Origin of the sequence: Stenotrophomonas sp. AR029 (genome assembly GCF_047520695.2) — a bacterium.
Taxonomy (GTDB): Bacteria; Pseudomonadota; Gammaproteobacteria; order Xanthomonadales; family Xanthomonadaceae; genus Stenotrophomonas; species Stenotrophomonas sepilia.
This window is the reverse complement of record NZ_JAXBQQ020000001.1, coordinates 1,082,286-1,101,248: the sequence shown is the minus strand read 5'-3', so window position 1 is coordinate 1,101,248 and position 18,963 is coordinate 1,082,286. Positions and strand designations below refer to the sequence as shown.

Sequence of the window (18,963 nt, the reverse complement as noted above, 5' to 3'; positions counted from 1 at the left end):
CCGCATCCATGCGGCTCACGCCCCTGCGCAACCCATCCCGCCCGGCCTCTGACAGTTTCCGTGTGCGCCAGCCACGGAAGATCAAAAGAAAAGAGCAGAAGCAAAAGCAACAGCCGGCGGCTTCCGGGGTCAGATCCCTTTTCCGCAGGAAAAGGGATCTGACCCCTCTTCCCCACCCGATAACAACAATGCCTTTGCCGTCCGACGCTGGACGAATGTAAGGGTTGGGCCGGGGTGGGGCGGCGGGACCGTTGGCGCCATGGATGGGTTTACGGCGTGTCCCACCACCCCACCCCACCCCGGCCCGGCCCAGCACGTAGAAGCACCGAGCCATGACCCGCTGTTGCTGTTGCTGTTGCTGTTGATTTCACAGCAGTCGCGGCCGCAGGCCGCGCGGAACTCTCACAAGTGCCGCAGTTCCTGCTTCAGCGTCGCCACGCACCGGCGGCTGACTTCCAGCGGCTGCTTGCCATGCCGCAACACCGCCTGCACCTGCCCGCTCGAGCCCCGACGCAGCTCCACCAGCTCGTGGCGCGCCACCAGGCAGTTGCGATGGATGCGGATGAAACGGCTGGCGAACTCTTCTTCCAGCGACTTCAGCGATTCCTCGATCAGGTCCTCGCCGCGTGCGTGGTGCACCACCACGTACTTCTCCTCGGCCTGCAGGTAGTGGATATCGTCCAGCGGAATCAGGCGCAGGCTGCCGCGCAGGCGTGCGCACAGCACGCTGCGTGCCTGCTGCCCGCTGTGCTCCTGCGGCCGGCCATCGCGGCCGGCCAGGAACGTGCGCGCACGTGCGATCGCCGCCGCCAACCGTTCGGCACGCACTGGCTTCATCAGGTAGTCGATCGCTGCGGCCTCGAACGCCGACAGCGCATGCGCATCGTAGGCGGTGCAGAACACCACCGCTGGCCGAGGTTCGAAGCTGGCCAGGTGGCGGGCCGCTTCCAGGCCATCCAGCCCGGGCATCGCGATATCCAGCAGGACCAGGTCCGGCTGCAGCTCCGCGCACGCGTGCAGGGCCTGCTCACCGTTGCCGGCCTCGGCCACCACGTCCACGCCGTCCTGTGCCGCCAACAGGCTGCGCAGGCGCTCGCGCGCCAGCGGTTCGTCGTCGGCGATGACTACCCTCACGATCGTTCCCTCACTGGATCGGCACTGTCACCTGGCAGGCATAGTAGCCCTCGCTCCAGCCAGCCGTCATCCGCGCGGTGCTGCCGAAGCGCCAGGCCAGCCGATGGCCGATGCTGTGCTGGGCATGGCCGGCGCCGCGTGCCAGCGCCAGCCCCGGCGCCTGCGGATCGGGTGCCGGGTTGCGTACGCGGATCTGCAGTTCATTGCCCTCGCGCGCCAGCTGCAGTTCGATGGTGCCGCCGTCGGGCAGGCGCGAGATGCCATGCAGCACGGCATTTTCCACCAGCGGCTGCAGTACCAGCCTTGGCAAGGGCAGGTCCCATGGCAGCGGCTCGTCGCGCTGCCAACGCACCTGCAGGCGTTCACCCAGGCGCAGCGATTCGATCGACAGGTAGCGCTCGGCCAGCTCGCATTCGTCGCGAAGGGTGGAATCGCCCTCGCCCGCCCCCAGCGCGGCACGGAACAGATCGGACAGGTCCAGCACCGCGCGCTCGGCGACTGCCGGGTCACGATGCAGCAGGCTGGCGATCAGGTTCATGCTGTTGAACAGGAAATGCGGGCGGATACGCGCCTGCAGCGCGTCGGCCTGCGCGCGCGCGTTGGCCTGCACCTGCGCGGCCCAGCGATCGCTTACGTAGAAGTAGCGCAGCGCCAGCGCGGCGATCAGCGCCGTGGTTGCCGCGCTGCCGAGGGTGAAACGCCAGAAGCTGATGCCGCTGGCGAAGCTGTCGCCCAGCACCGCGTACAGCGCGTGCACGATGCCAGCGCAGACCACCGCGATCAGGGTTGCCAGCACGGTCGCCGCAATGGCGCCCAGCACCGGCGGCAGCCGCGACAGGGTCTGCCGCAGCAGGCACAGGCTGGCGGTCACCGCCAGCGCCAGCCACAGCGCGAATCCGCTGGCCGACAGCAGTTCGCCGAAGGTCCAGTGACGGCTGCCGTCCGGCGCCAGCGCCAGTACCACCACCACCAGCTCGGCCAGGCCGAGCATCGCCGCCAGCCGTGGCAGGCGGCACAGTTCCGGCATCCACGGCGGTGTGCTGGCCGGCGACATGGCTCAGGCGGCGCCCAGGCGTTCCTGCAGCCAGTCACCCAGTGCCTGGATCTCCTCGGCACAGACCTGGTGGGCCATCGGGTAACTGTGCCACGCCACATCCAGGCCCAGCGTACGCAGCGCCTGCGCGCTGTGCGCTGCGACGGCCTGCGGGATCACCGGGTCGCCACTGCCATGGGCCATGAACACCGGCACCTGCACCGCGCCGTCAACACGCGTGGCGCTGTCGGCTTCGGGCAGATAGGTGGACAGCGCGATCAGGCCGGCCAGCGGCGCGGTACGCGAGAGCGCGGCTGTCAGGATGATCGCCCCACCCTGCGAGAAGCCTGCCAGGAAGATCTTCTCCGGCGCGATGCCGCGCTCGATCTCGCGCGCGATCAGTGCGTCCAGCTGCACCACCGATTCCTGCACGCCGGCCATGTCGGCGCGCGAACGGAAGTCCATGCCCACGATGTCGTACCAGCCGCGCATCGGCACGCCGTTGTTGATCGTGATCGGCCGCACGGGTGCGTGCGGGAACACGAAGCGCAGCGCCGGCCAGTGCGGCCGCACCAGTTCCGGCACGATCGGCGCGAAATCATGGCCGTCGGCGCCGAGGCCGTGCAACCAGATCACCGACCACTGCGGCGAGGCGCCGGTTTCCTGTTCCACCGTTTGCAGCATGATGCGGCTCCTTCAAGTTCGAGCCGCATTATGCCGCTGGCGCGGGGCAATCAGTACAGCGGCGGTTGCTCGGCCGCTTCCCGCCGCAGCTGCGCGGCGCGTACCAGCACCGGTGGCGGGATGTTCTCTTCGGGGATATCGAGCAGGCCGAGGCGATGCAGGAAAGCACCGGGGCCGCGCGAGGAGGTCAGCGCCACCACCGGAACGGCCAGAACCATGCCGATCACCACCGGCGCCATCCAGGCCGCCAGCGACGGCGATACCGCCCAGGCCAGCACGCCCATGAAGGCGCCGAACACACCCAGGCCACCGTAGCCACGGATCAACGCCATCCACGAGATGCCGCCGTCGTCACGCTGCTGCGCGTCCCAGCCGGAATCGCGCCCGGACAACACTTCGGCCACGCCGCGTGACTGCACGTACATCACCACCGGCGCCATCAGCGCGGCGAGCACGGTTTCCACCAGCATCGATACGAAGGCACGGATCGGACCGCCACAACCGCGGCGGTCGACCGGGTCCAGCAGCATTGCCAGGTAGCCGAGCACCTTGGGCAGCAGCAGCACCGCCATGGTGGCGGCGAACAGGCGCACCACCTGCTCTTCATCCTGTGCGCGCCAGTACACGCTGGGCGACAGGTGCAGCAGGGCGTTGAAATCGATGCCTTCCTGGAACAGCGGGATGGCGATGCCGATCAGCATCAGCATCGCCCACATCGGTGCGGTGAAATAGTGGCCGATGCCGATCAGCATGTGCGTGCGGCTGATCCAGTGCAGCCCGCGGCTGCCGACCACCTTGCCGTGCTGCAGGTTGCCCTGGCACCAGCGGCGGTCGCGCACCAGCAGGTCGGTCAGCGTCGGCGGGCCTTCCTCGTAACTGCCACCGAGGTAGGGCACCATGTGCGCGGCCCAGCCGCCACGACGCATCAGCGCCGCTTCGACGAAATCGTGGCTGAGCACGTGGCCGCCGAACGGCTTGCGCCCCGGCAGCGCCGGCAGGCCGGCGTGGTCGGCGAAGGCACGGGTACGGATGATGGCGTTGTGGCCCCAGTAGTTGCTCTCGGCGCCGTGCCACCAGGCCACGCCGCGGGCGATCACCGGCCCGTACACGCGGCCACCGAACTGCTGCATGCGCGCGAACAGCGTGCGGCCGCCGATCACCGACGGCAGGGTCTGGATCAGTCCGACGTCGGCGTTGTGTTCCATGCCGGCCACCAGGCGCACGATGCTGTCGCCGGTCATCAGGCTGTCGGCATCAAGGATCAGCATCTGCGGATAGGCACCGCCGAAGCGGCGGACCCAGTCAGCGATGTTGCCGGCCTTGCGCCCGCTGTTGTCACCACGGCGACGATAGAACAGGCGCGTCTGCCCCTCCGGCACACGCTCGCGCAGCTCGGCGAACACCTGTTCCTCGGCAGCGGCGATGTCCTCGCGGCGGGTGTCGCTGAGCACGAAGAAGTCGAAGCGGTCGAGCTGGCCGGTGGCCGCCACCGACTCGTAGATCGCCTGCAGGCCCGCCAGCAGGCGGCGCGGGTCTTCGTTGTAGGTCGGCATCAACAGCGCAGTACGGCTGTGCACGGCCGGCAACGGCTTGTCCGGGTCGATGCCGAGCCGATAGCCCCGGTCGAACACAGCAGTCAGGAAGCCGGCCAGGGCGCTGGCAAAGGAGAGCGCGATCCAGGCAAACAGGCCGACGAACAGCACCAGCAGGCAGGCTTCGAGCACGCTGATGCCATTGGCCGACAGCACCCGCCACATCATCCGCGTAGCCACGGCGGTCATGCCGAGCGTGCCACCAAACAGGTACAGCCGGCGCAGGCCGATCAGGCGCGGCGAGGTGCGATGCCGCCGGACCTTCAGTGCGCCTTCGCGCAGGGTCTGTTCGGGCATCGGCAACGGCGATTCAGCGGGCAGCAGCGCCCAGCCGGCATCAAGCCGGGGCGTTCCTGCTTCCGCATGGATGGTCTGCACCCCCATCGTCGCTTACTCCGCGCCGTCGGCACGGCCGGCCATCCCGGCCGGGCTGCATGCACCAAGGTTCCCGGCGCGCTTTCCCGGCGCCCGCACTTGTCCTGGCTGTGTCGGCCTCACGCCGCACAGTCGATGTCTGTCACTACCGGAACCCACACGATCTCCAACGGGGCGGAATCGAAAATGCGGCCCAGTCTAGGGCCCAGAATGTAAGCCGGGTGCGAAGGTCTACACCGGGATTTGTCCCCATTCAGCAAATAGCAGGCGATCACGCCAGGGCATGGCCAGATGTCACTGCATCGCCCCCGGTACTGGATCGTAACAAACGCGAACGGTTATCATTTAATCAACCAGGCAGGTCACCGTCTTCCGCGCGGCCGCGACCCACCCAGCTGCGCCGGTCCTGACCGCGCACCCGACGACCCACGGAAGGGGGGGGCTGCCTGCTGTCTGCCTGCGCCTGCTGCTTCCACCGGGTCACCCCACCTCTCATGGAAGCCGTCATGTCCCTGTCGTCCCGTTCCCGTTCCGCGCGCCTGCCGCGCACCCGCCTGGCCACCGCCTGCCTGCTGGCGCTGCCCGGCCTGGCCGCCGCCTGCCTGCTGGCCCTGCCCGGCCTGGCCGCCGCAGAGGCCGACGCCGATGCCTCCACCAAGGACCTGGATACCGTGGTGGTCACGGCTTCAGGCAGCCAGCAGTGGATCAAGGATGCCCCGGCCAGCATCAGCGTGATCAGTCGTGAGGACATCGAGCGCCAGCCGGTACCGGACCTGGCCGCCCTGCTCAGCCGCGTACCGGGCGTGACCGGCGGCCTCAGCGCCGTCGGCGAGCAGTCCAAGATCAAGCTGCGTGGCATGCCGTCCAACTACACGCTGGTGCTGGTGGACGGCAAGCGCATGGGCAGCTCGGCCTCGACCAACTATCGCCCCGACCTCGGCCGCCAGGACCTGAACTGGATCTCGCCGGACCAGATCGAGCGCATCGAAGTGGTGCGCGGGCCGATGTCGTCGCTGTATGGCTCCGATGCGATGGGCGGGGTGATCAACATCATCACCCGGCGCATCGGCGACGAATGGAACGGCAGCGCCACCCACAGCTACACCCGCCCGGCTGACGGCAAGCGCGGCGATACCCAGCAGATCGGCGCCACGTTCTCCGGGCCGCTGGGCGAACGCTTCGGCCTGCGCATCGGTGCCAACAGCATGCGCCGCGATTCGGACCGCTCCAACGGCGGTGTCTCCGGCAATGCCTACGCGGGCGAAAAGGACCGCAATGTCGATGCGTTGCTGCAGTGGAAGCTGAGCGACGCACAGGAACTGTCGCTGGAAGCCGGGCACGGCGTGCAGCAGGCCTTCATCGATGCGTCGCTGGAAAAGCAGGACGAAGGTGCCTGGGGTGCCAGTGAGCTCAAGCGCAGCTCGCTGGCGCTCAACCACGATGGCAAGTGGCGCTTCGGCAATTCGAAGATCAGTGCGTACTGGACCGAGTACAGGAACGGCATCGGTGCTGCCGGCCGTTCCGAAGCCACCGATACGATCATCGAGGGCAGCCTGACCACGCCGTTCACCCTCGGCGTTGAACACCAGTTCGCCGTAGGCGGCCAATGGAAGCGGCAGGAGCTGACCAACACCGACACCATCGGCCGCGCGCCGATCGACTATGCCGGCAACGCGGTCAGCGGCTCCACTCTGGACGTGGACACCTGGGCGCTGTTTGCCGAGGACGAGCTGAAACTGCACCGCACCCTGGCCCTGACCGTGGGCGCGCGCCTGGACCATCACGAGCAGTTCGGCGGCCACGTCAGCCCGCGTGCGTACCTGGTCTGGCACCCTGCCGAACAGTGGACGATCCGCGGTGGCGTCTCCAAGGGCTTCCGTGCGCCCAGCCTGACCGAGAACTCGGCCAGTGCCGCTACCCAGTCCGGGGGCCGCGGCTGCACCTCGCTGATTCCGCTGGGCTACACCCGTGGCGGGTGCTACATGGCCGGCAACCCGGACCTGGATCCGGAGACCAGCACCAACCGCGAGATCGGCATCAGCTTCGACAATGACCTGATCGATGTCGGCGTGACCTATTTCCACACCGACTTCCGGAACAAGATCGAGTACGCACCGCTGGGCCGGTTCAACGGCATCTGGTGGACGCGCATGAACAACGTACAGCGCGCGCGCACCCGCGGCATGGAAGGCAACCTCAACGTCCGCTTCGGCGAGCAGTGGCGCTGGCGCACCTCGGCGACCTGGATGAAGGAAGCCAGGAACCTGACCACCGGCCGCAACCTGATCGATACGCCGGAGTTCTCCGGCTATTCGTCGCTGGACTGGGCGCCCAGCACGGTGTTTTCCGGCAGCCTGTCGGCGCAGTACACCGGCAGGCAGACCGGCACCGCCACGACCTTCCTCAAGGCCTATACGCTGTATGACCTGACCGCGGCATGGAACGTCAACGAAGTGCTGACCCTGCGCGGTGGCGTCAGCAACCTGGCCGACAAGAAGCTGTATGCGGAAGGCTCCACCGACTACTTCGTCGCCGGGCGCAGCTACTTCCTGAGCATGACCGCGCGGTTCTGACCGGCGGCACGCGCCGTGATCGCGCTGGCGACATGCCAGCGCGATCGACGGTGTTGCGGGTTACTCGCTTTCCAGCGCGGCCGGTGCCGCATCCCGCGTGGCGGCCGTGCGCGCACGGTCCATCGCCACCGCCAGTTGCTGGCGTGCGAGCAGTTGTTGTGCCTGCACCACTTCAGGTGTCGGCAGGAGCACCGGTCCCGGTGCGTTTTCCGGTGTAGCAGGTGTGGTCATGCAACCTCCATGGACATCCCGCCGCCGCACGGGTTCAGCCGGTGCGGCAGCGGAACTGCGCACCCTATCCTAAAAACAAGGCGGGCGGGTGACGCCGCGGCGCTTGGCCGCAGGCGCGCGAACAAGGCAGGCGTCACATTCTTGACGCTAGCGCTTGGATCCTGAATAGGACTTGTCCTATCATGAAAACGTTTTCTCACAGGGATGTTTCCCAATGAATACCACTGACCTGTCCCAGTTCAGCCCGAAGTGGCAGTTCCGCTTCAACTTCTTCCGCCAGCACGGCGCCCCCAAGAACCCCGGCTTCAAGCAGGCCTGGAAGGCACTGTCCTTTGGTGACCGCCTGAAGATCAACCTGAACTTCTTCGCGTTGTTCTTCGGTGCCATCTACCTGCTGATTCTCGGCATGTGGCGCAAGGCACTGGTGGTGATCGGCATCAACATCGCGCTGGCCATCGTCACCATGTTCCTGCCGGATGTCGTCGGGCGCATGCTGTTCATCGCCATGAACCTGCTGGTCGCCTCCAGCACCAACTACAGCTACTACCTGGAGAAGGTGGAAGGACGCGCCAGCTGGAACCCGTTTGAAGGAATGTTCTGAGCCATCAGACCTGCGCAGGATGCGCGGCAAGGATGCAACCGACGCCCGGCACCCGCCGGGCGTCTTCGTTTCCGGCATCAGGCCGCGCGGCGGGCCATGCCCTCCGGCTCGGCCTGCAGGCGGAAGCGCGACACCGCCACCGCCAGCTGCTCGGCCTGCTCCTCCATCGCACGGGCGGCGGCACTGGCTTCCTCCACCAGCGCGGCGTTCTGCTGAGTGGTTTCGTCCATCTGCACCACGGTCTGGTTGACCTGCTCGATGCCGGCCGACTGTTCGCGCGACGCGGCCGAGATCTCGGCCATGATTTCGTTGACCCGGCCGACCTGACCGACGATGTCCTGCATGGTGCGCCCCGCACCGTGCACCAGCTGCGCACCGGCACCGACCTGGGCCACCGAGGCGTCGATCAGCTCCTTGATCTCCTTTGCAGCACCCGCCGAGCGCTGCGCCAGCGCCCGCACTTCACTGGCCACCACTGCGAAGCCACGGCCCTGTTCACCGGCGCGCGCCGCTTCCACTGCCGCGTTCAGCGCCAGGATGTTGGTCTGGAACGCGATGCCATCGATCACCGAGATGATCTCGGCGATACGCTGCGAAGACGCCTCGATCTGCTCCATGGTGTGCACCACCTGGCTGACCACCTGGCCGCCTTCGCTGGCCACACCCGCTGCGGAACCGGCCAGCGTGTTGGCCTGCAGCGCATGGTCGGCATTCTGGCGCACGGTGGAGGTCAGTTCTTCCATCGACGCGGCGGTTTCTTCCAGGTTGGCGGCCTGCTGTTCGGTGCGGCGCGACAGGTCGCTGTTGCCGGCGGCGATCTCACCGGCGGCCAGGCGGATGCTGGCCGCCGACTGCTGGATCTGGCCGACGATCTGGGTCAGCTGCTGCACGGTGCTGTTGGCATCGTCGCGCATCACCGCAAACACGCCGTGGAAGTCGCCCTGCATGCGGGCACTGAGGTCACCGGCGGCGATCGCGCGCAGCAGCGTCGACAGTGCCGCCAGGTTGTGGTCGCTGACCTGCATCATTGTGTTCAGCGTCTCCACCATGCGGCGGAAATCATGGTCGAAGCGCAGTGCATCACCGCGCACGGCGAAGTCACCGGCGGCGGCGGCGGCGGCCAGCTGCTGGATCTGCTCGTTGATCGCAGCCAGGTTGCGCTTGGTGGTCGCCATTGCGGCAGTGAACACCGCCTTCTCGCCCGGCAGCGCTTCCATGTCCACGCTGAGGTCGCCCACGGCATAGCGCTGCATCACTTCAACCAGGCGCTGGGTGACCGCATTGCTGGAGGCCACCAGCTGGTTGCTGTCGGCCACCATGCGGCCGTACTCGCCCGGGAAGGCCGCAGCATCCATGCGATAGCTGAGTTCACCGGCATCGTGGCGGCGCGCCATTTCGGCCTGCGCAGCCATCACCGACTGCAACTGCCCACGCATGCCCTGCATTGCGTCCAGCAGGCGCCCCACTTCGTCGTTGCTGCGCGCCGGCAGCGTGCTGTCCAGCTTGCCGGCGGCGACATCACCGGCCACGCGTACCGCTTCGGCCAACGGGCGGATCGCCAGGCGGCGCAGCAGCACGTAGACGCCGGCGCTGAGGGTCAGCGCGGCGATCACGCCGACCAGCAGGGTCAGCCACAGCAGCTGGCGTGCCTCAGACACGATCACCGCATGCGGCATCACCACGCCCAGCGCGAAGCGTTGCGGGGCGTCGCCCACGCGCAGCGGCACATACACGCGTACGTTGCCGGCCGCGTCGGGGCTGAAGGCCTCGAACGGACGGTCGGCGGCGATGTCGGCCAGCATGCTGCGGGTCAGGGCATCGTTGCGCGGCTTGCCGATCTCGGCGGCATTGGCCGAGGCCAGCACCACGCCCTTGGGCGACAGCAGTTCGACGCGGCCAGCCCCCATCGGCTTCAGCGTTGCCAGGTGCTTCTGCAGCGCTGCCAGCGAGAAGTCGACGGTGAACACGCCCAGGAATCTGCCGTTCTCGATGATCGGCGTGCTCAGGGTGCTCATCAGCACCTTCTGGCCGGCGATGTCATAGGCGTAAGGTTCGCTGACCTTGGGCAGCTTGTCGCGGCTGGGCACCATGTACCAGTCACCGGAACCGCTGGCAGTCTCGGTGTAGTCGGTCATCACCGACTGCTGCGGTTTGCCGTCTTGCCAGGCCCAGTAGCTCATGTAGCGGCCGGTGGCATCGTGTGCTTCGGTATTGACGAACTCCGCATCCTTGCCGTCGAAGGCATCGGCCTCCCACATGGTGCTCTTGCCCAGCCATTGAGGATGAGCACGCAGCTGTTCGCCGAGCACCGCCGCCAGGCTGGCGCGGTCGGGTATGTCACCACGGGCACGCTGGGCCAGCACGGCCTCGACCATGGCGTCATTGCTGGCGAAAGCGGTGCCCAAATCAGCCGCCACCTGGCGCGCCTCAGCGTTGGCCTCGCTGGTCATGGTCTGGCGCGAGGCGCTGATCAGACTGGCGCTGGCCTGCCGGTAGATCAGGAAGGCGGTCAGGCCGAAGCACAGCAGCGCGATCACGGCGGTGCCCAGCATCAACTTGTGGGCGATGCTGCCCGGGCGTTGGGCAGTGGCAGAGCGGGAAGAAGACATGGGAGGGTCCGCAAGCAGTTCAGGACGACCGGCACCACGAGGGCACCGCGCAGGCGCGCGATCCGTCGCGCAGGCCACCGGCAGCCGGGGCGCGCCCGGCGCTGGAAGCGCACTGGGTTAGCGGCCGCCCGCCAACGAGGTTGAGGCGGTCGGCCTGCACATTCCTGAATCCGCTCAGGGTCGGCTCAGCGTTCCCCCCTCGCGATGCCCTCACTCGGCCACGCGGTCCTTGATCCACTGTGCCCGCGGCAGTACCTCGATGCTGCCGACGGCATACTGCTGCAGTACGTCGTCCGGCCCGAAGCACGGTTGCCAGCCCAGCTCGCTGCGCAGGCGGGCACTGTCATAGACACGGTCGATGCTCAATGGCAGCGGCCAACCACGGCGTTCGAACTCGGCCAGCAGCTGCGGCGCGCGACGGGCCAGCACGCTGCGCGGGTGGGTGGCCAGTTCCAGGCAGTCCTCGCGCCGGAACGGCGTCGGTGCGCAGGCGAGATAGCGCGCGAACCGGGCGCCTTCGTCGAGCAGCAGTGCAGCATGTGCGCTGGCCACATCGCGGGCGTCGATGCCGCGATGCAGGCGGAACATCGCCATCCGTTCGGGCGGTTCCGGGAAACACCGGCCCATGCGCAGCACGCGAACGCTGAAGCCCGGCGTGGCGGCGGCTTCGGCCAGGGTCTCTGCCTGCAGCTTGGTACGGTGGTAGATCGTGCGCGGCAGCGGCTCGGTGTCTTCGTCGATCCAACGGCAGCCACCGGCCACCACGGCATGGCCATACAACGCAGTGGTGCTGGTCAGCACGAAGCGCCGTGCACCGGCTTCGCGTGCCGCCTGCAGCAGGTGTGCGGTGGCCTCCACGTTGATCTGCTGGAACACCGCATCCGGCACCAGGCCGACATGCGGGGCATGCAGGGCCGCGGTATGGATGACCGCATCCACGCCCTGCACCGCGCGCGCGACGGCCTGCCGATCGCTGACATCGGCAATGATGCGCGTGGTGGCAAACGGACTGCGGTCCAGCCCCACCACTTCGTGGGCGGCCGCCAACGCACCGAAGATCGCGCGCCCGATGCGGCCGGAACTGCCGGTCAACAGAATCTTCATTGAGTCCATTCACTCGAAGCGCCCGGGAACTACCGGGATGCTTCGATTCTAGGCATGCAATCGCGCATCCGCGATAGGACAGCCATGCAATCGTGCGTTCATCTTGACGACTTCGCAGACGCCAGCAGTTGCCGCGCGATGAACAGCGGATCGTCGCCGCCGGCCACATCAGGCCTCACGCCAGTACGTTCCCAGTTTCCACCGGTGCGCAGATTGATGGGTTGCCGGTCGGGAATACTGATCTGATAGCCATCGGGCAGCAGCACAGGATCACCAAACATATGCGCGGCACCGCCACTGCGCGTGCCGACAATCCGCGCGCGGCCCAGTGCCTGAAGCGAATAGGCGACGAACTCGGCCGCCGAACCGGTGCGACGGTCGATCAGCACCACCAGCGGTTTCAGGTACGCAGGCAGGCTGGCAGGCGGCAGCGGTACCGGCGTGCGCCGGCCGCGCTGGTCCAGCTGCTGCACCGCGGCGATCTTCGCGTCCAGCAGCGTGCGTACCAGCAGGTCGGCACTTGCATCGTCGCCGCCCCCGTTCTGGCGCAGATCCAGCACCAGGCCATCGGTGTCGGCCAGCAGGGAAAGGGCCGCAGCGAACTTCGGGCGCGCCAGATCCAGCGGATAGAAGGTACTCAGGCGCAGGTAACCAATGTTGCCCTCCATCACCCGAACCTCGCGCACGCCGGCACCATTGCTGCGGGCATCGGCGCGCCAGGCCATCAACCAGTCGTCCTGGCCGGCCGCTGCGTCCACGCGTTCAACATGGAAGTGGCCATCGAACATGTCCAGGTCCTGGTTCAGGCGTGCGCTGAACGCAACCGGATCCGAACAGCTGTCCGCATAGCGCTGCTGCACCGACCAGGTGCGCAGGGCATCGGCGATACGGGCGCCCTCCGCCTCGTCAAGGTACTGCGCCTGCACGGCGGTGGCCGCCGCGCGCAGCACTCCGTCCTGCGCCGGGCAGGCCCCTGCCAGCAACGCAACGAGCATCCAGGACACGGCCATCAACCACCTCCGCGTTGAAGATATATAAGCGCTTATATATCATCCTGGTCATGGATCTCCAACACGCCACGCTCGGCACATTGCTGCGCGCCCTGCTCGACCAGCTGGACCCGGCGGTCGAGCACGCCTACCGGGACCTGCAACTGGACTACCGGCCCCGCTACACACCGGTGCTGCGCACGCTGATGGCGCAGGGCCCCTGCCGGATCAAGGACCTGGCATCGGCCTGCGGGCTCAGCCATTCGGCGCTCAGCCAGACCGTGGCGGCGATGGTGCGCGATGGTTGGCTGCACGCGTCCAGCGGCGACGATGGGCGTGAACGCATCCTGCAGTTGAGCCCCCGCGCACAGCGCGCGATGCCTGCGCTGCAGGCGCAATGGCAGGCCACCGCGCGTGCGGCGCGCAGCCTCGATGCCGATCTGGGGCAGCCGCTGGAGCAGGTACTACGCGACGCCCTTGCAGCGCTCGCACAGCGGCCCTTCGCGCAGCGCCTGCAGGACGCCCGCCAGCCCTGAAGCCTTACTGCTCTGCGGCCATTTCGATTTCGCTGAGGAAGGTCCAGCCGCCGTTGCCCAGGCGCAGCTCCAACGTGCGCACTGCGCGGCCGGCTGTCCGGCCTAGGTGAAGGGTGCAGTTCGTCCTGGCCACGCAGGGCGGCGCGCGCGGCAGCGTACCTGCGCCGTGAAAAGCAGTACGGTGCGGCGTGAAGGCAGCCGCACCGGTGCGGACACTCCGTTAGCCGGGCACCGGCAAGGATGAGCTTCCCTTCCATGCAACGGGAGCCTTCCCATGGCCGGCCAGCACCACGGCACTTCCCATCGTGGCTTCGCCTCGATGGACCAGGACAAGCAGCGCGCGATCGCCGCAAAGGGAGGACGCGCCGCGCATGCGTCCGGCAATGCACACGAGTTCAGCCCGGCCGAGGCACGCGTGGCCGGCCGCAAGGGCGGCGAGGCGATCAGCCGCAACCGCCAGCACATGGCAGCGATCGGCCGCGAAGGCGGGCACGCTCGCCACGCCAATGCACGGCAGCAGCGGCAAGCGGCCGAAGCGACGCCAACGAGGGACGGTCCACAACGCCAGCAGGGCTGACCGCGGCGCGTCCAGGCGCGCCTGGGCTGCCGGAGCAGCCCGGATGCCGCGAGCAGGGCCAGCACGCCGGTAGACGGTCATCGTCCCGCGCGCACCGTCAGGCGTGGCGAGGCACCATCCACCGCTCAGGCGTGGGCAAGGATGTTCAACAGCCGACCGAACGGATCGCGGACGAAGAAGCGCCGCACGCCCCAGGGTTCGTCGGCCGGGCCATACTCCAGCGCGATGCCGGCCGCGCGCATGCGCTGCAGCACGTCCTGCAGATTGTCCACTTCGATCGACAGGTCCGGCACCGGCGTGCCCGAGCCTCCTTCACTGGCGAAGCTGACCTGCGCCAGCGCACTGCTCTGCCCGCCATGGGTGACGATCCAGCCATGGTCCATCACCACCGGCATGCCGAGCAGCTCGCCATAGAACGCAGCGGCACGTGAGGGATCGGACGTGGCGATGTTGGCGACGACACGCTTGACGGCCATGTTCCACTCCACCAGGAAGAACGTGTCGAGACTGCCCGACCTTGCGCACGAACAGAAGAGCCCCGCCACGGACGAGGCCCGTCTTCAGCCGAGCATGGCTGGGCTTACACCGCGCCGCAGCGCTCCATGACACATCGATCGTATTCGTACTGGCATTCCATGGCATCACCACCACCGGACACACATGCCTGGTAAGCCTTCCAGCAGGGCAGATCGCAGGGCTGGACTGGTCCGGCCACGGCCACCGAGCCGCTGCAGGCCAACGCGAACACAACACCGGCGATCACTTTCCTGAAAGTGCGCATCGACATCGCTCCTTGATTAGCCTGGTGAGCCCAGGCCGGGCCACCTTAGCGCTGCACACGGGACGCTGGGTGAAGGCCGATGCCGCTCGACTCAGCGGTGCAGTAACCCCAGCACACGCAGCTGTCCGGCCAGCTCATCAATGTTGCGCCACGGCAGGATCGGCGAATTGCCGCGCTCGTCCGGCGGGTTGTCCGGCAGCGCATCGGACCAGCCACCGGCCCCCACCAGCGGCAGCAGCGGCCGCTTGTGCAGCCAGGCCAGGCAAACCTCCGAGATCGTACCGGCGCGCCCGCCGATCACGATGCAGGCATCACCGGCCAGGGCCATGATCAGGTTGCGCGCATCGCCCATGCCACAGGGCACCACCACCGTGGCGGGCCAATCGGCTGCCGGCATGCCGCTTTCCGGGATCACGCTGAGCACCTGGCCACCGGCGGCTACTGCCTGCTCGGCAGCTACCCGCGTAGCGGCACTGCCACAGCCGCTGACCAGCGTGATGCCCTGCACGGCCAGGAAACGCCCTGCTTCAGCTGCGCGCTCGAACGCGTCGCTGCCAGGATCGGCACTACCCAATATCGCCAACTGTGGTTTACGCAATGCGTTACGCATGGACGGCTCCAAGGCCTCGGCAAGAAAGGTCGCGGTGCCCGGCCCGGCGGAGCCACGTCGTGCACCGATCACAAAACATTAACACGTTCATAAAAATCCCTTCACATTACTGGGGGATATCGCCATGCCGTTGCGTTAACGGCCTTGATGTCCGTCAACCAAGGAAGTTGTCCGATGAATCACCCGCTGTACGGCCGTTCGTCCCGCTCCCTGTCGCACCGCCCGCTGGCGCTTGCCGTCGCCAGCTCGCTGCTGCTGGCCGCTGCACTGCCGGCCATGGCCAGCGAATCACTCGAGGCCTGGCAGCAGCAGCGCCAGATGCAGGCTGCATGGGCGCAGCCTGCTGCCAACGCTGCACCCGCAGCGACGGCCGCTGCACCTGCCGCCAGCAGCACCGCCGTTCTTGGCAACCCGGGCGATCCGGCCAGCTGGCGCAGCGATGAGTTCAACGCCGATTGGGGCCTGGGTGCGATGGGCGCGGACTACGCCTATGCACGCGGCCTGACCGGCAAGGGTGTGCGCCTGGCGCTGTTCGACTCGGGGTCCGCACTGGCGCATCCGGAGTTTGCAGGACGCAATACCTCCAGCATCACCATCGGTGCCGACTGCCCGACGCCGGGTGTGGTCGCGGGGACCGGTGCCTGCGGGCAGACCCGCGGCGAACAGCCCGGCTACAACTACTATGGCCTCGGTGCCGGCGTTCCGGCCGCACTCGCGGCACGCCTGATCGCGGCCGGCCAGCCCTATGGCTTCAGCTACGCCGACCACGGAACGCATGTGCTTGGCACCATCGGCGCAAACCGCAATGGCACCGGCATGCATGGCGTGGCCTTTGGTGCGGATCTCACCGCCGCCCGCGTGTTCGGCGACACCTACTATGAGTGGCGCCTGGATCCGGACAACTACTATCGCCCGCGCGCGGTCTACCGCACCGATCCGGATGACGCCGCCACGCTGGACATGTATGCACAGATCCAGGCGCAGGGCGTGCGTGCCATCAACCACAGCTGGGGCATCTCCACGCGCAACATGACCGCCGCCGCGCTGGACCAGCAGTACGCCAACATCGGTGCCGACTACGGCGTGTACGGCAGCATCTACGCCAGCAATGGCGATACCCCGGGCTCCACCCTCATCCAGGTCTGGTCGGCTGGCAACGGCAGCGGCGCCGTCGCCGGCATCACGGCCGCCATGCCGCGCTGGAAGCCCGAACTGGAACCGTACTGGCTGGCCGTGGCCAACGTCCGCCGGCCCAACGCCGCTGCGGGCGAAACGGACTACGTGATCGATGGCAGTTCCAGCATCTGTGGCGTTGCCGCCAACTGGTGCATCTCGGCACCCGGCACCGACATCGTCAGCACCATCGTTTCCGGGGATATCCAGGGCCGCATCGAAAACACCTCCGCCTACGTGCGGCTGATCATCGACAGCGAGAACACCCAGTATGTCTATGGCACCAAGACGGGCACATCGATGGCGGCGCCGCACATCACCGGCGCGCTCGGCCTGCTGATGGAGCGCTTCCCCTATCTGGACAACGCCCAGGTCCGCGACGTGCTGCTGACCACCGCACGCGACCTGGGTGCAGCGGGCATCGATCCGATCTACGGCTGGGGCATGGTGGATCTGAAGAAGGCCATCGAAGGCTATGGCTCGCTGCGCGTGGACACCAACGTGGTGATGAACCAGAAGGCCGGCGGCCTGAAAGTCTGGGAAGGCGATGCCTGGGACAACTGGACCAACGACATCGGTGGCCCTGGCAAGCTGACCAAATCCGGTATCGGCTGGCTGCGCCTGAGCGGCAACAACAGCTTCAACGGCGCGGTACTGCAGGACGGTACGCTGGAATTGAACGGCGCCAACACGCTTGCCTCGGCGGTCGAAGTACAGGGCGGCCAGTTGCTGCTCAACGGCAGCCTGGTCTCCACCGCACTGACCACTACCGGTGGCGTGAGCGCGGTCAGCGCCAGCGGCGTGTTGAACAACAGCAACCTGGTGATCAATGGCGGCGTGGTGTCCTTCAACGGCACGCAGACCGGCGGCACCACCACGGTCGGCGCCAACGGCCTGCTGAAGGGCGTCGGCACGCTCGGCAATACCCGCGTGGACGGCATCATCGCGCCGGGCAACTCGATCGGCACGCTGACCATCAACGGCAACTACGTGCAGGGTGCCACCGGCGTCTATGCCGCCGAGCTGGCCCCGGGTGGCCGCAGTGACCAGTTGCACGTGACCGGCACCGCCACCCTTGGCGGCACGCTGGTCGCGCTGCCGGAGCCGGGTGTGTACTACCTCGGCGAGCAGTTCAACTTCCTGCGTGCCGACGGAGGCATCAACGGCCAGTTCGCCAAGACCGACTTCAGCGCGTTCTCCCCGTTCCTGCAGTTCAGCCTGGCCTACGGCACCAACGGCACGCGCATCGATGTGGCCCGTGGTGCATCGCTGACCACCGCCGCGCACACGCCCAACCAGCGTGCCGTGGCGGCCGCCGCCGACCTGCTGCCGATCGCCCAGGGCCTGCCCAAACCACTGACCCAGCTGTTCCCGCAGCAGGTCGGAGGCGTGCTCGATGGCCTCAGCGGCGAGCTGCATCCGGCCACGGCCATCGCCCTGGTCGAGGGCAGCCGCTACGTGCGCGATGCCGCGTTGTCACGCCGTGCCGGTGCCGCCGCGCCCGGTAGCGACGTGGGTGATGCGACGGGTGCGTGGGTGCAGGCCATCGGTGGCAACAGCAGGCTGGACGGTGACTTCAACACCGCCCGCACCGAAGCGAACAGCAACGGCCTGCTGGTCGGCATCGATCGCGAGTTCTCCGGCTGGCAGGTCGGCGTGCTGGCCGGCACGGGCCGCACCGACGTGAAGCAGCAGGAGCGTCGCGCCAAGTCGGAGATCGACAACACGCACTTCGGTGCCTACGCCAGCCACAACTGGGGCGGTTTCGGCCTGCGTGGTGGCGTGGCATGGAGCAAGCACGAGGTGAAGAGCACACGTGATGTCGCCTTCGCGGGCTTCAGCGACAGCCTGAGCGCGCGCTACGACGCCCGTACCCGCCAGGCCTTCATCGAAGCTGGCTACCGCTTCGGTGGCCCGGAAGCCGGGCTGGAGCCCTACCTGCAGGTCGCGCGCGTGGAGGTGGATCTCAAGCGCGTCACCGAACGCGGCGGAGCGGCGGCGCTGCAGGGCAAGGTGGACGATACCGGAACCACGATCGCGACCGCCGGTGTGCGCTTCGACAAGGGGCTGAAGGCTTCGTTCCAGCAGGACAGCTGGCTGCACCTGCGCGGTGGCGTCGGCTATCGCCGTGCCTCGGGGGATCGCAGCCAGATCGCCAACCTTGCCTTCGCCAACGGCGGCACCACGTTCGCGGTCAACGGCGCACCGATCGCCGACAATGCGGTGGTAGCCGAACTGGGCCTGTCGGCCTGGCTGACCCCGCGACAGCAGCTGGAACTGGGCTATAGCGGCCAGTTCGGCAGTGAAAGCCGCGACCACAGTGCGAATGTGCGCTGGTCGGTGCGCTTCTAGTTCCCGTCA

At 67.6% G+C, this 18,963-nt stretch carries 16 protein-coding genes; 5 read left to right on the top strand and 11 right to left on the bottom strand.

What is annotated here, in order from left to right:
* Positions 1-402: 402 nt before the first annotated feature.
* From ACM0PB_RS05195 to mdoH, 4 genes are read right to left on the bottom strand one after another with little or no spacing between them, the layout of a single operon-like run.
* A complete protein-coding gene (locus ACM0PB_RS05195; RefSeq protein WP_065178002.1) occupies positions 403-1,134 on the bottom strand; it encodes a LytR/AlgR family response regulator transcription factor in 732 nt (243 codons plus the stop codon).
* Positions 1,135-1,144: 10 nt separating this feature from the next.
* Positions 1,145-2,188 (bottom strand): sensor histidine kinase, encoded by a 1,044-nt coding sequence (locus ACM0PB_RS05190; protein WP_005419547.1) that lies wholly within the window; start codon positions 2,186-2,188, stop codon positions 1,145-1,147.
* Between the two features lie 3 nt (positions 2,189-2,191).
* On the bottom strand, positions 2,192-2,851 hold the full coding sequence (locus ACM0PB_RS05185) for an alpha/beta hydrolase (RefSeq protein ID WP_005419549.1): 660 nt from the start codon (positions 2,849-2,851) through the stop codon (positions 2,192-2,194).
* A 50-nt stretch (positions 2,852-2,901) separates the two neighbouring features.
* Positions 2,902-4,827: a glucans biosynthesis glucosyltransferase MdoH gene (gene mdoH, locus ACM0PB_RS05180; RefSeq protein WP_005419550.1), complete on the bottom strand. Its 1,926-nt coding sequence runs from the start codon at positions 4,825-4,827 to the stop codon at positions 2,902-2,904.
* Between the two features lie 497 nt (positions 4,828-5,324).
* Between mdoH and ACM0PB_RS05175 the strand changes: the two genes are divergently transcribed.
* Positions 5,325-7,391 carry a TonB-dependent receptor domain-containing protein gene (locus tag ACM0PB_RS05175; RefSeq protein WP_065178000.1) on the top strand — a complete coding sequence of 689 codons (2,067 nt, stop codon included), beginning with the start codon at positions 5,325-5,327 and terminating at the stop codon, positions 7,389-7,391.
* A 60-nt stretch (positions 7,392-7,451) separates the two neighbouring features.
* Here the strand turns inward: ACM0PB_RS05175 and ACM0PB_RS05170 are convergent, their stop codons facing one another.
* The gene (locus tag ACM0PB_RS05170; RefSeq protein WP_005419553.1) at positions 7,452-7,622 is read right to left on the bottom strand and encodes a hypothetical protein; all 171 of its coding nucleotides are present in this window, start codon (positions 7,620-7,622) and stop codon (positions 7,452-7,454) included.
* Positions 7,623-7,836: 214 nt separating this feature from the next.
* Between ACM0PB_RS05170 and ACM0PB_RS05165 the strand changes: the two genes are divergently transcribed.
* On the top strand, positions 7,837-8,223 hold the full coding sequence (locus ACM0PB_RS05165; RefSeq protein WP_005419554.1) for a DUF2628 domain-containing protein: 387 nt from the start codon (positions 7,837-7,839) through the stop codon (positions 8,221-8,223).
* Positions 8,224-8,300: 77 nt separating this feature from the next.
* On the opposite strand, the gene ACM0PB_RS05160 is transcribed toward ACM0PB_RS05165, so the two are convergent.
* From ACM0PB_RS05160 to ACM0PB_RS05150, 3 genes are all read right to left on the bottom strand, one after another.
* On the bottom strand, positions 8,301-10,832 hold the full coding sequence (locus ACM0PB_RS05160; protein ID WP_065177999.1) for a methyl-accepting chemotaxis protein: 2,532 nt from the start codon (positions 10,830-10,832) through the stop codon (positions 8,301-8,303).
* A gap of 210 nt (positions 10,833-11,042) precedes the next feature.
* Entirely contained in the window at positions 11,043-11,936 is an 894-nt protein-coding gene (locus ACM0PB_RS05155) for an NAD-dependent epimerase/dehydratase family protein (RefSeq protein ID WP_065177998.1), read from the bottom strand.
* 98 nt (positions 11,937-12,034) lie between these two features.
* Positions 12,035-12,946 carry a S41 family peptidase gene (locus ACM0PB_RS05150; RefSeq protein ID WP_065186205.1) on the bottom strand — a complete coding sequence of 304 codons (912 nt, stop codon included), beginning with the start codon at positions 12,944-12,946 and terminating at the stop codon, positions 12,035-12,037.
* Between the two features lie 50 nt (positions 12,947-12,996).
* On the opposite strand from ACM0PB_RS05150, the gene ACM0PB_RS05145 reads away from it, so the two are divergent.
* Both ACM0PB_RS05145 and ACM0PB_RS05140 read left to right on the top strand, forming a co-directional pair.
* Entirely contained in the window at positions 12,997-13,461 is a 465-nt protein-coding gene (locus ACM0PB_RS05145) for a MarR family winged helix-turn-helix transcriptional regulator (RefSeq protein WP_065177996.1), read from the top strand.
* Positions 13,462-13,735: 274 nt separating this feature from the next.
* On the top strand, positions 13,736-14,038 hold the full coding sequence (locus ACM0PB_RS05140; RefSeq protein WP_005419559.1) for a KGG domain-containing protein: 303 nt from the start codon (positions 13,736-13,738) through the stop codon (positions 14,036-14,038).
* A 125-nt stretch (positions 14,039-14,163) separates the two neighbouring features.
* Here ACM0PB_RS05140 and ACM0PB_RS05135 read toward each other — a convergent pair whose 3' ends face one another.
* The 3 genes from ACM0PB_RS05135 to ACM0PB_RS05125 all read right to left on the bottom strand — a co-directional run bounded on the left by ACM0PB_RS05135 (position 14,164) and on the right by ACM0PB_RS05125 (position 15,429).
* Positions 14,164-14,514 (bottom strand): VOC family protein, encoded by a 351-nt coding sequence (locus tag ACM0PB_RS05135; protein WP_005419560.1) that lies wholly within the window; start codon positions 14,512-14,514, stop codon positions 14,164-14,166.
* Positions 14,515-14,618: 104 nt separating this feature from the next.
* A complete protein-coding gene (locus ACM0PB_RS05130; protein WP_005419561.1) occupies positions 14,619-14,819 on the bottom strand; it encodes a hypothetical protein in 201 nt (66 codons plus the stop codon).
* A 91-nt stretch (positions 14,820-14,910) separates the two neighbouring features.
* Complete coding sequence (locus tag ACM0PB_RS05125) at positions 14,911-15,429, bottom strand: SLOG cluster 4 domain-containing protein (protein WP_032954557.1); 519 nt, start codon at positions 15,427-15,429, stop codon at positions 14,911-14,913.
* A 174-nt stretch (positions 15,430-15,603) separates the two neighbouring features.
* Between ACM0PB_RS05125 and ACM0PB_RS05120 the strand changes: the two genes are divergently transcribed.
* A complete protein-coding gene (locus tag ACM0PB_RS05120) occupies positions 15,604-18,954 on the top strand; it encodes an autotransporter domain-containing protein (protein ID WP_414604781.1) in 3,351 nt (1,116 codons plus the stop codon).
* Positions 18,955-18,963 lie beyond the last annotated feature (9 nt).

Coding starts and splice junctions, on each gene's coding strand:
- ACM0PB_RS05135 (WP_005419560.1), bottom strand. CDS start 14,514: ATGGCCGTCAAGCGTGTCGTCGCCAACATCGCCACGTCCGATCCCTCA.
- ACM0PB_RS05165 (WP_005419554.1), top strand. CDS start 7,837: ATGAATACCACTGACCTGTCCCAGTTCAGCCCGAAGTGGCAGTTCCGC.
- mdoH (WP_005419550.1), bottom strand. CDS start 4,827: ATGGGGGTGCAGACCATCCATGCGGAAGCAGGAACGCCCCGGCTTGAT.
- ACM0PB_RS05150 (WP_065186205.1), bottom strand. CDS start 12,946: ATGGCCGTGTCCTGGATGCTCGTTGCGTTGCTGGCAGGGGCCTGCCCG.
- ACM0PB_RS05175 (WP_065178000.1), top strand. CDS start 5,325: ATGTCCCTGTCGTCCCGTTCCCGTTCCGCGCGCCTGCCGCGCACCCGC.
- ACM0PB_RS05160 (WP_065177999.1), bottom strand. CDS start 10,832: ATGTCTTCTTCCCGCTCTGCCACTGCCCAACGCCCGGGCAGCATCGCC.
- ACM0PB_RS05120 (WP_414604781.1), top strand. CDS start 15,604: ATGAATCACCCGCTGTACGGCCGTTCGTCCCGCTCCCTGTCGCACCGC.
- ACM0PB_RS05185 (WP_005419549.1), bottom strand. CDS start 2,851: ATGCTGCAAACGGTGGAACAGGAAACCGGCGCCTCGCCGCAGTGGTCG.
- ACM0PB_RS05125 (WP_032954557.1), bottom strand. CDS start 15,429: ATGCGTAACGCATTGCGTAAACCACAGTTGGCGATATTGGGTAGTGCC.
- ACM0PB_RS05140 (WP_005419559.1), top strand. CDS start 13,736: ATGGCCGGCCAGCACCACGGCACTTCCCATCGTGGCTTCGCCTCGATG.
- ACM0PB_RS05190 (WP_005419547.1), bottom strand. CDS start 2,188: ATGTCGCCGGCCAGCACACCGCCGTGGATGCCGGAACTGTGCCGCCTG.
- ACM0PB_RS05155 (WP_065177998.1), bottom strand. CDS start 11,936: ATGAAGATTCTGTTGACCGGCAGTTCCGGCCGCATCGGGCGCGCGATC.
- ACM0PB_RS05130 (WP_005419561.1), bottom strand. CDS start 14,819: ATGCGCACTTTCAGGAAAGTGATCGCCGGTGTTGTGTTCGCGTTGGCC.
- ACM0PB_RS05145 (WP_065177996.1), top strand. CDS start 12,997: ATGGATCTCCAACACGCCACGCTCGGCACATTGCTGCGCGCCCTGCTC.
- ACM0PB_RS05170 (WP_005419553.1), bottom strand. CDS start 7,622: ATGACCACACCTGCTACACCGGAAAACGCACCGGGACCGGTGCTCCTG.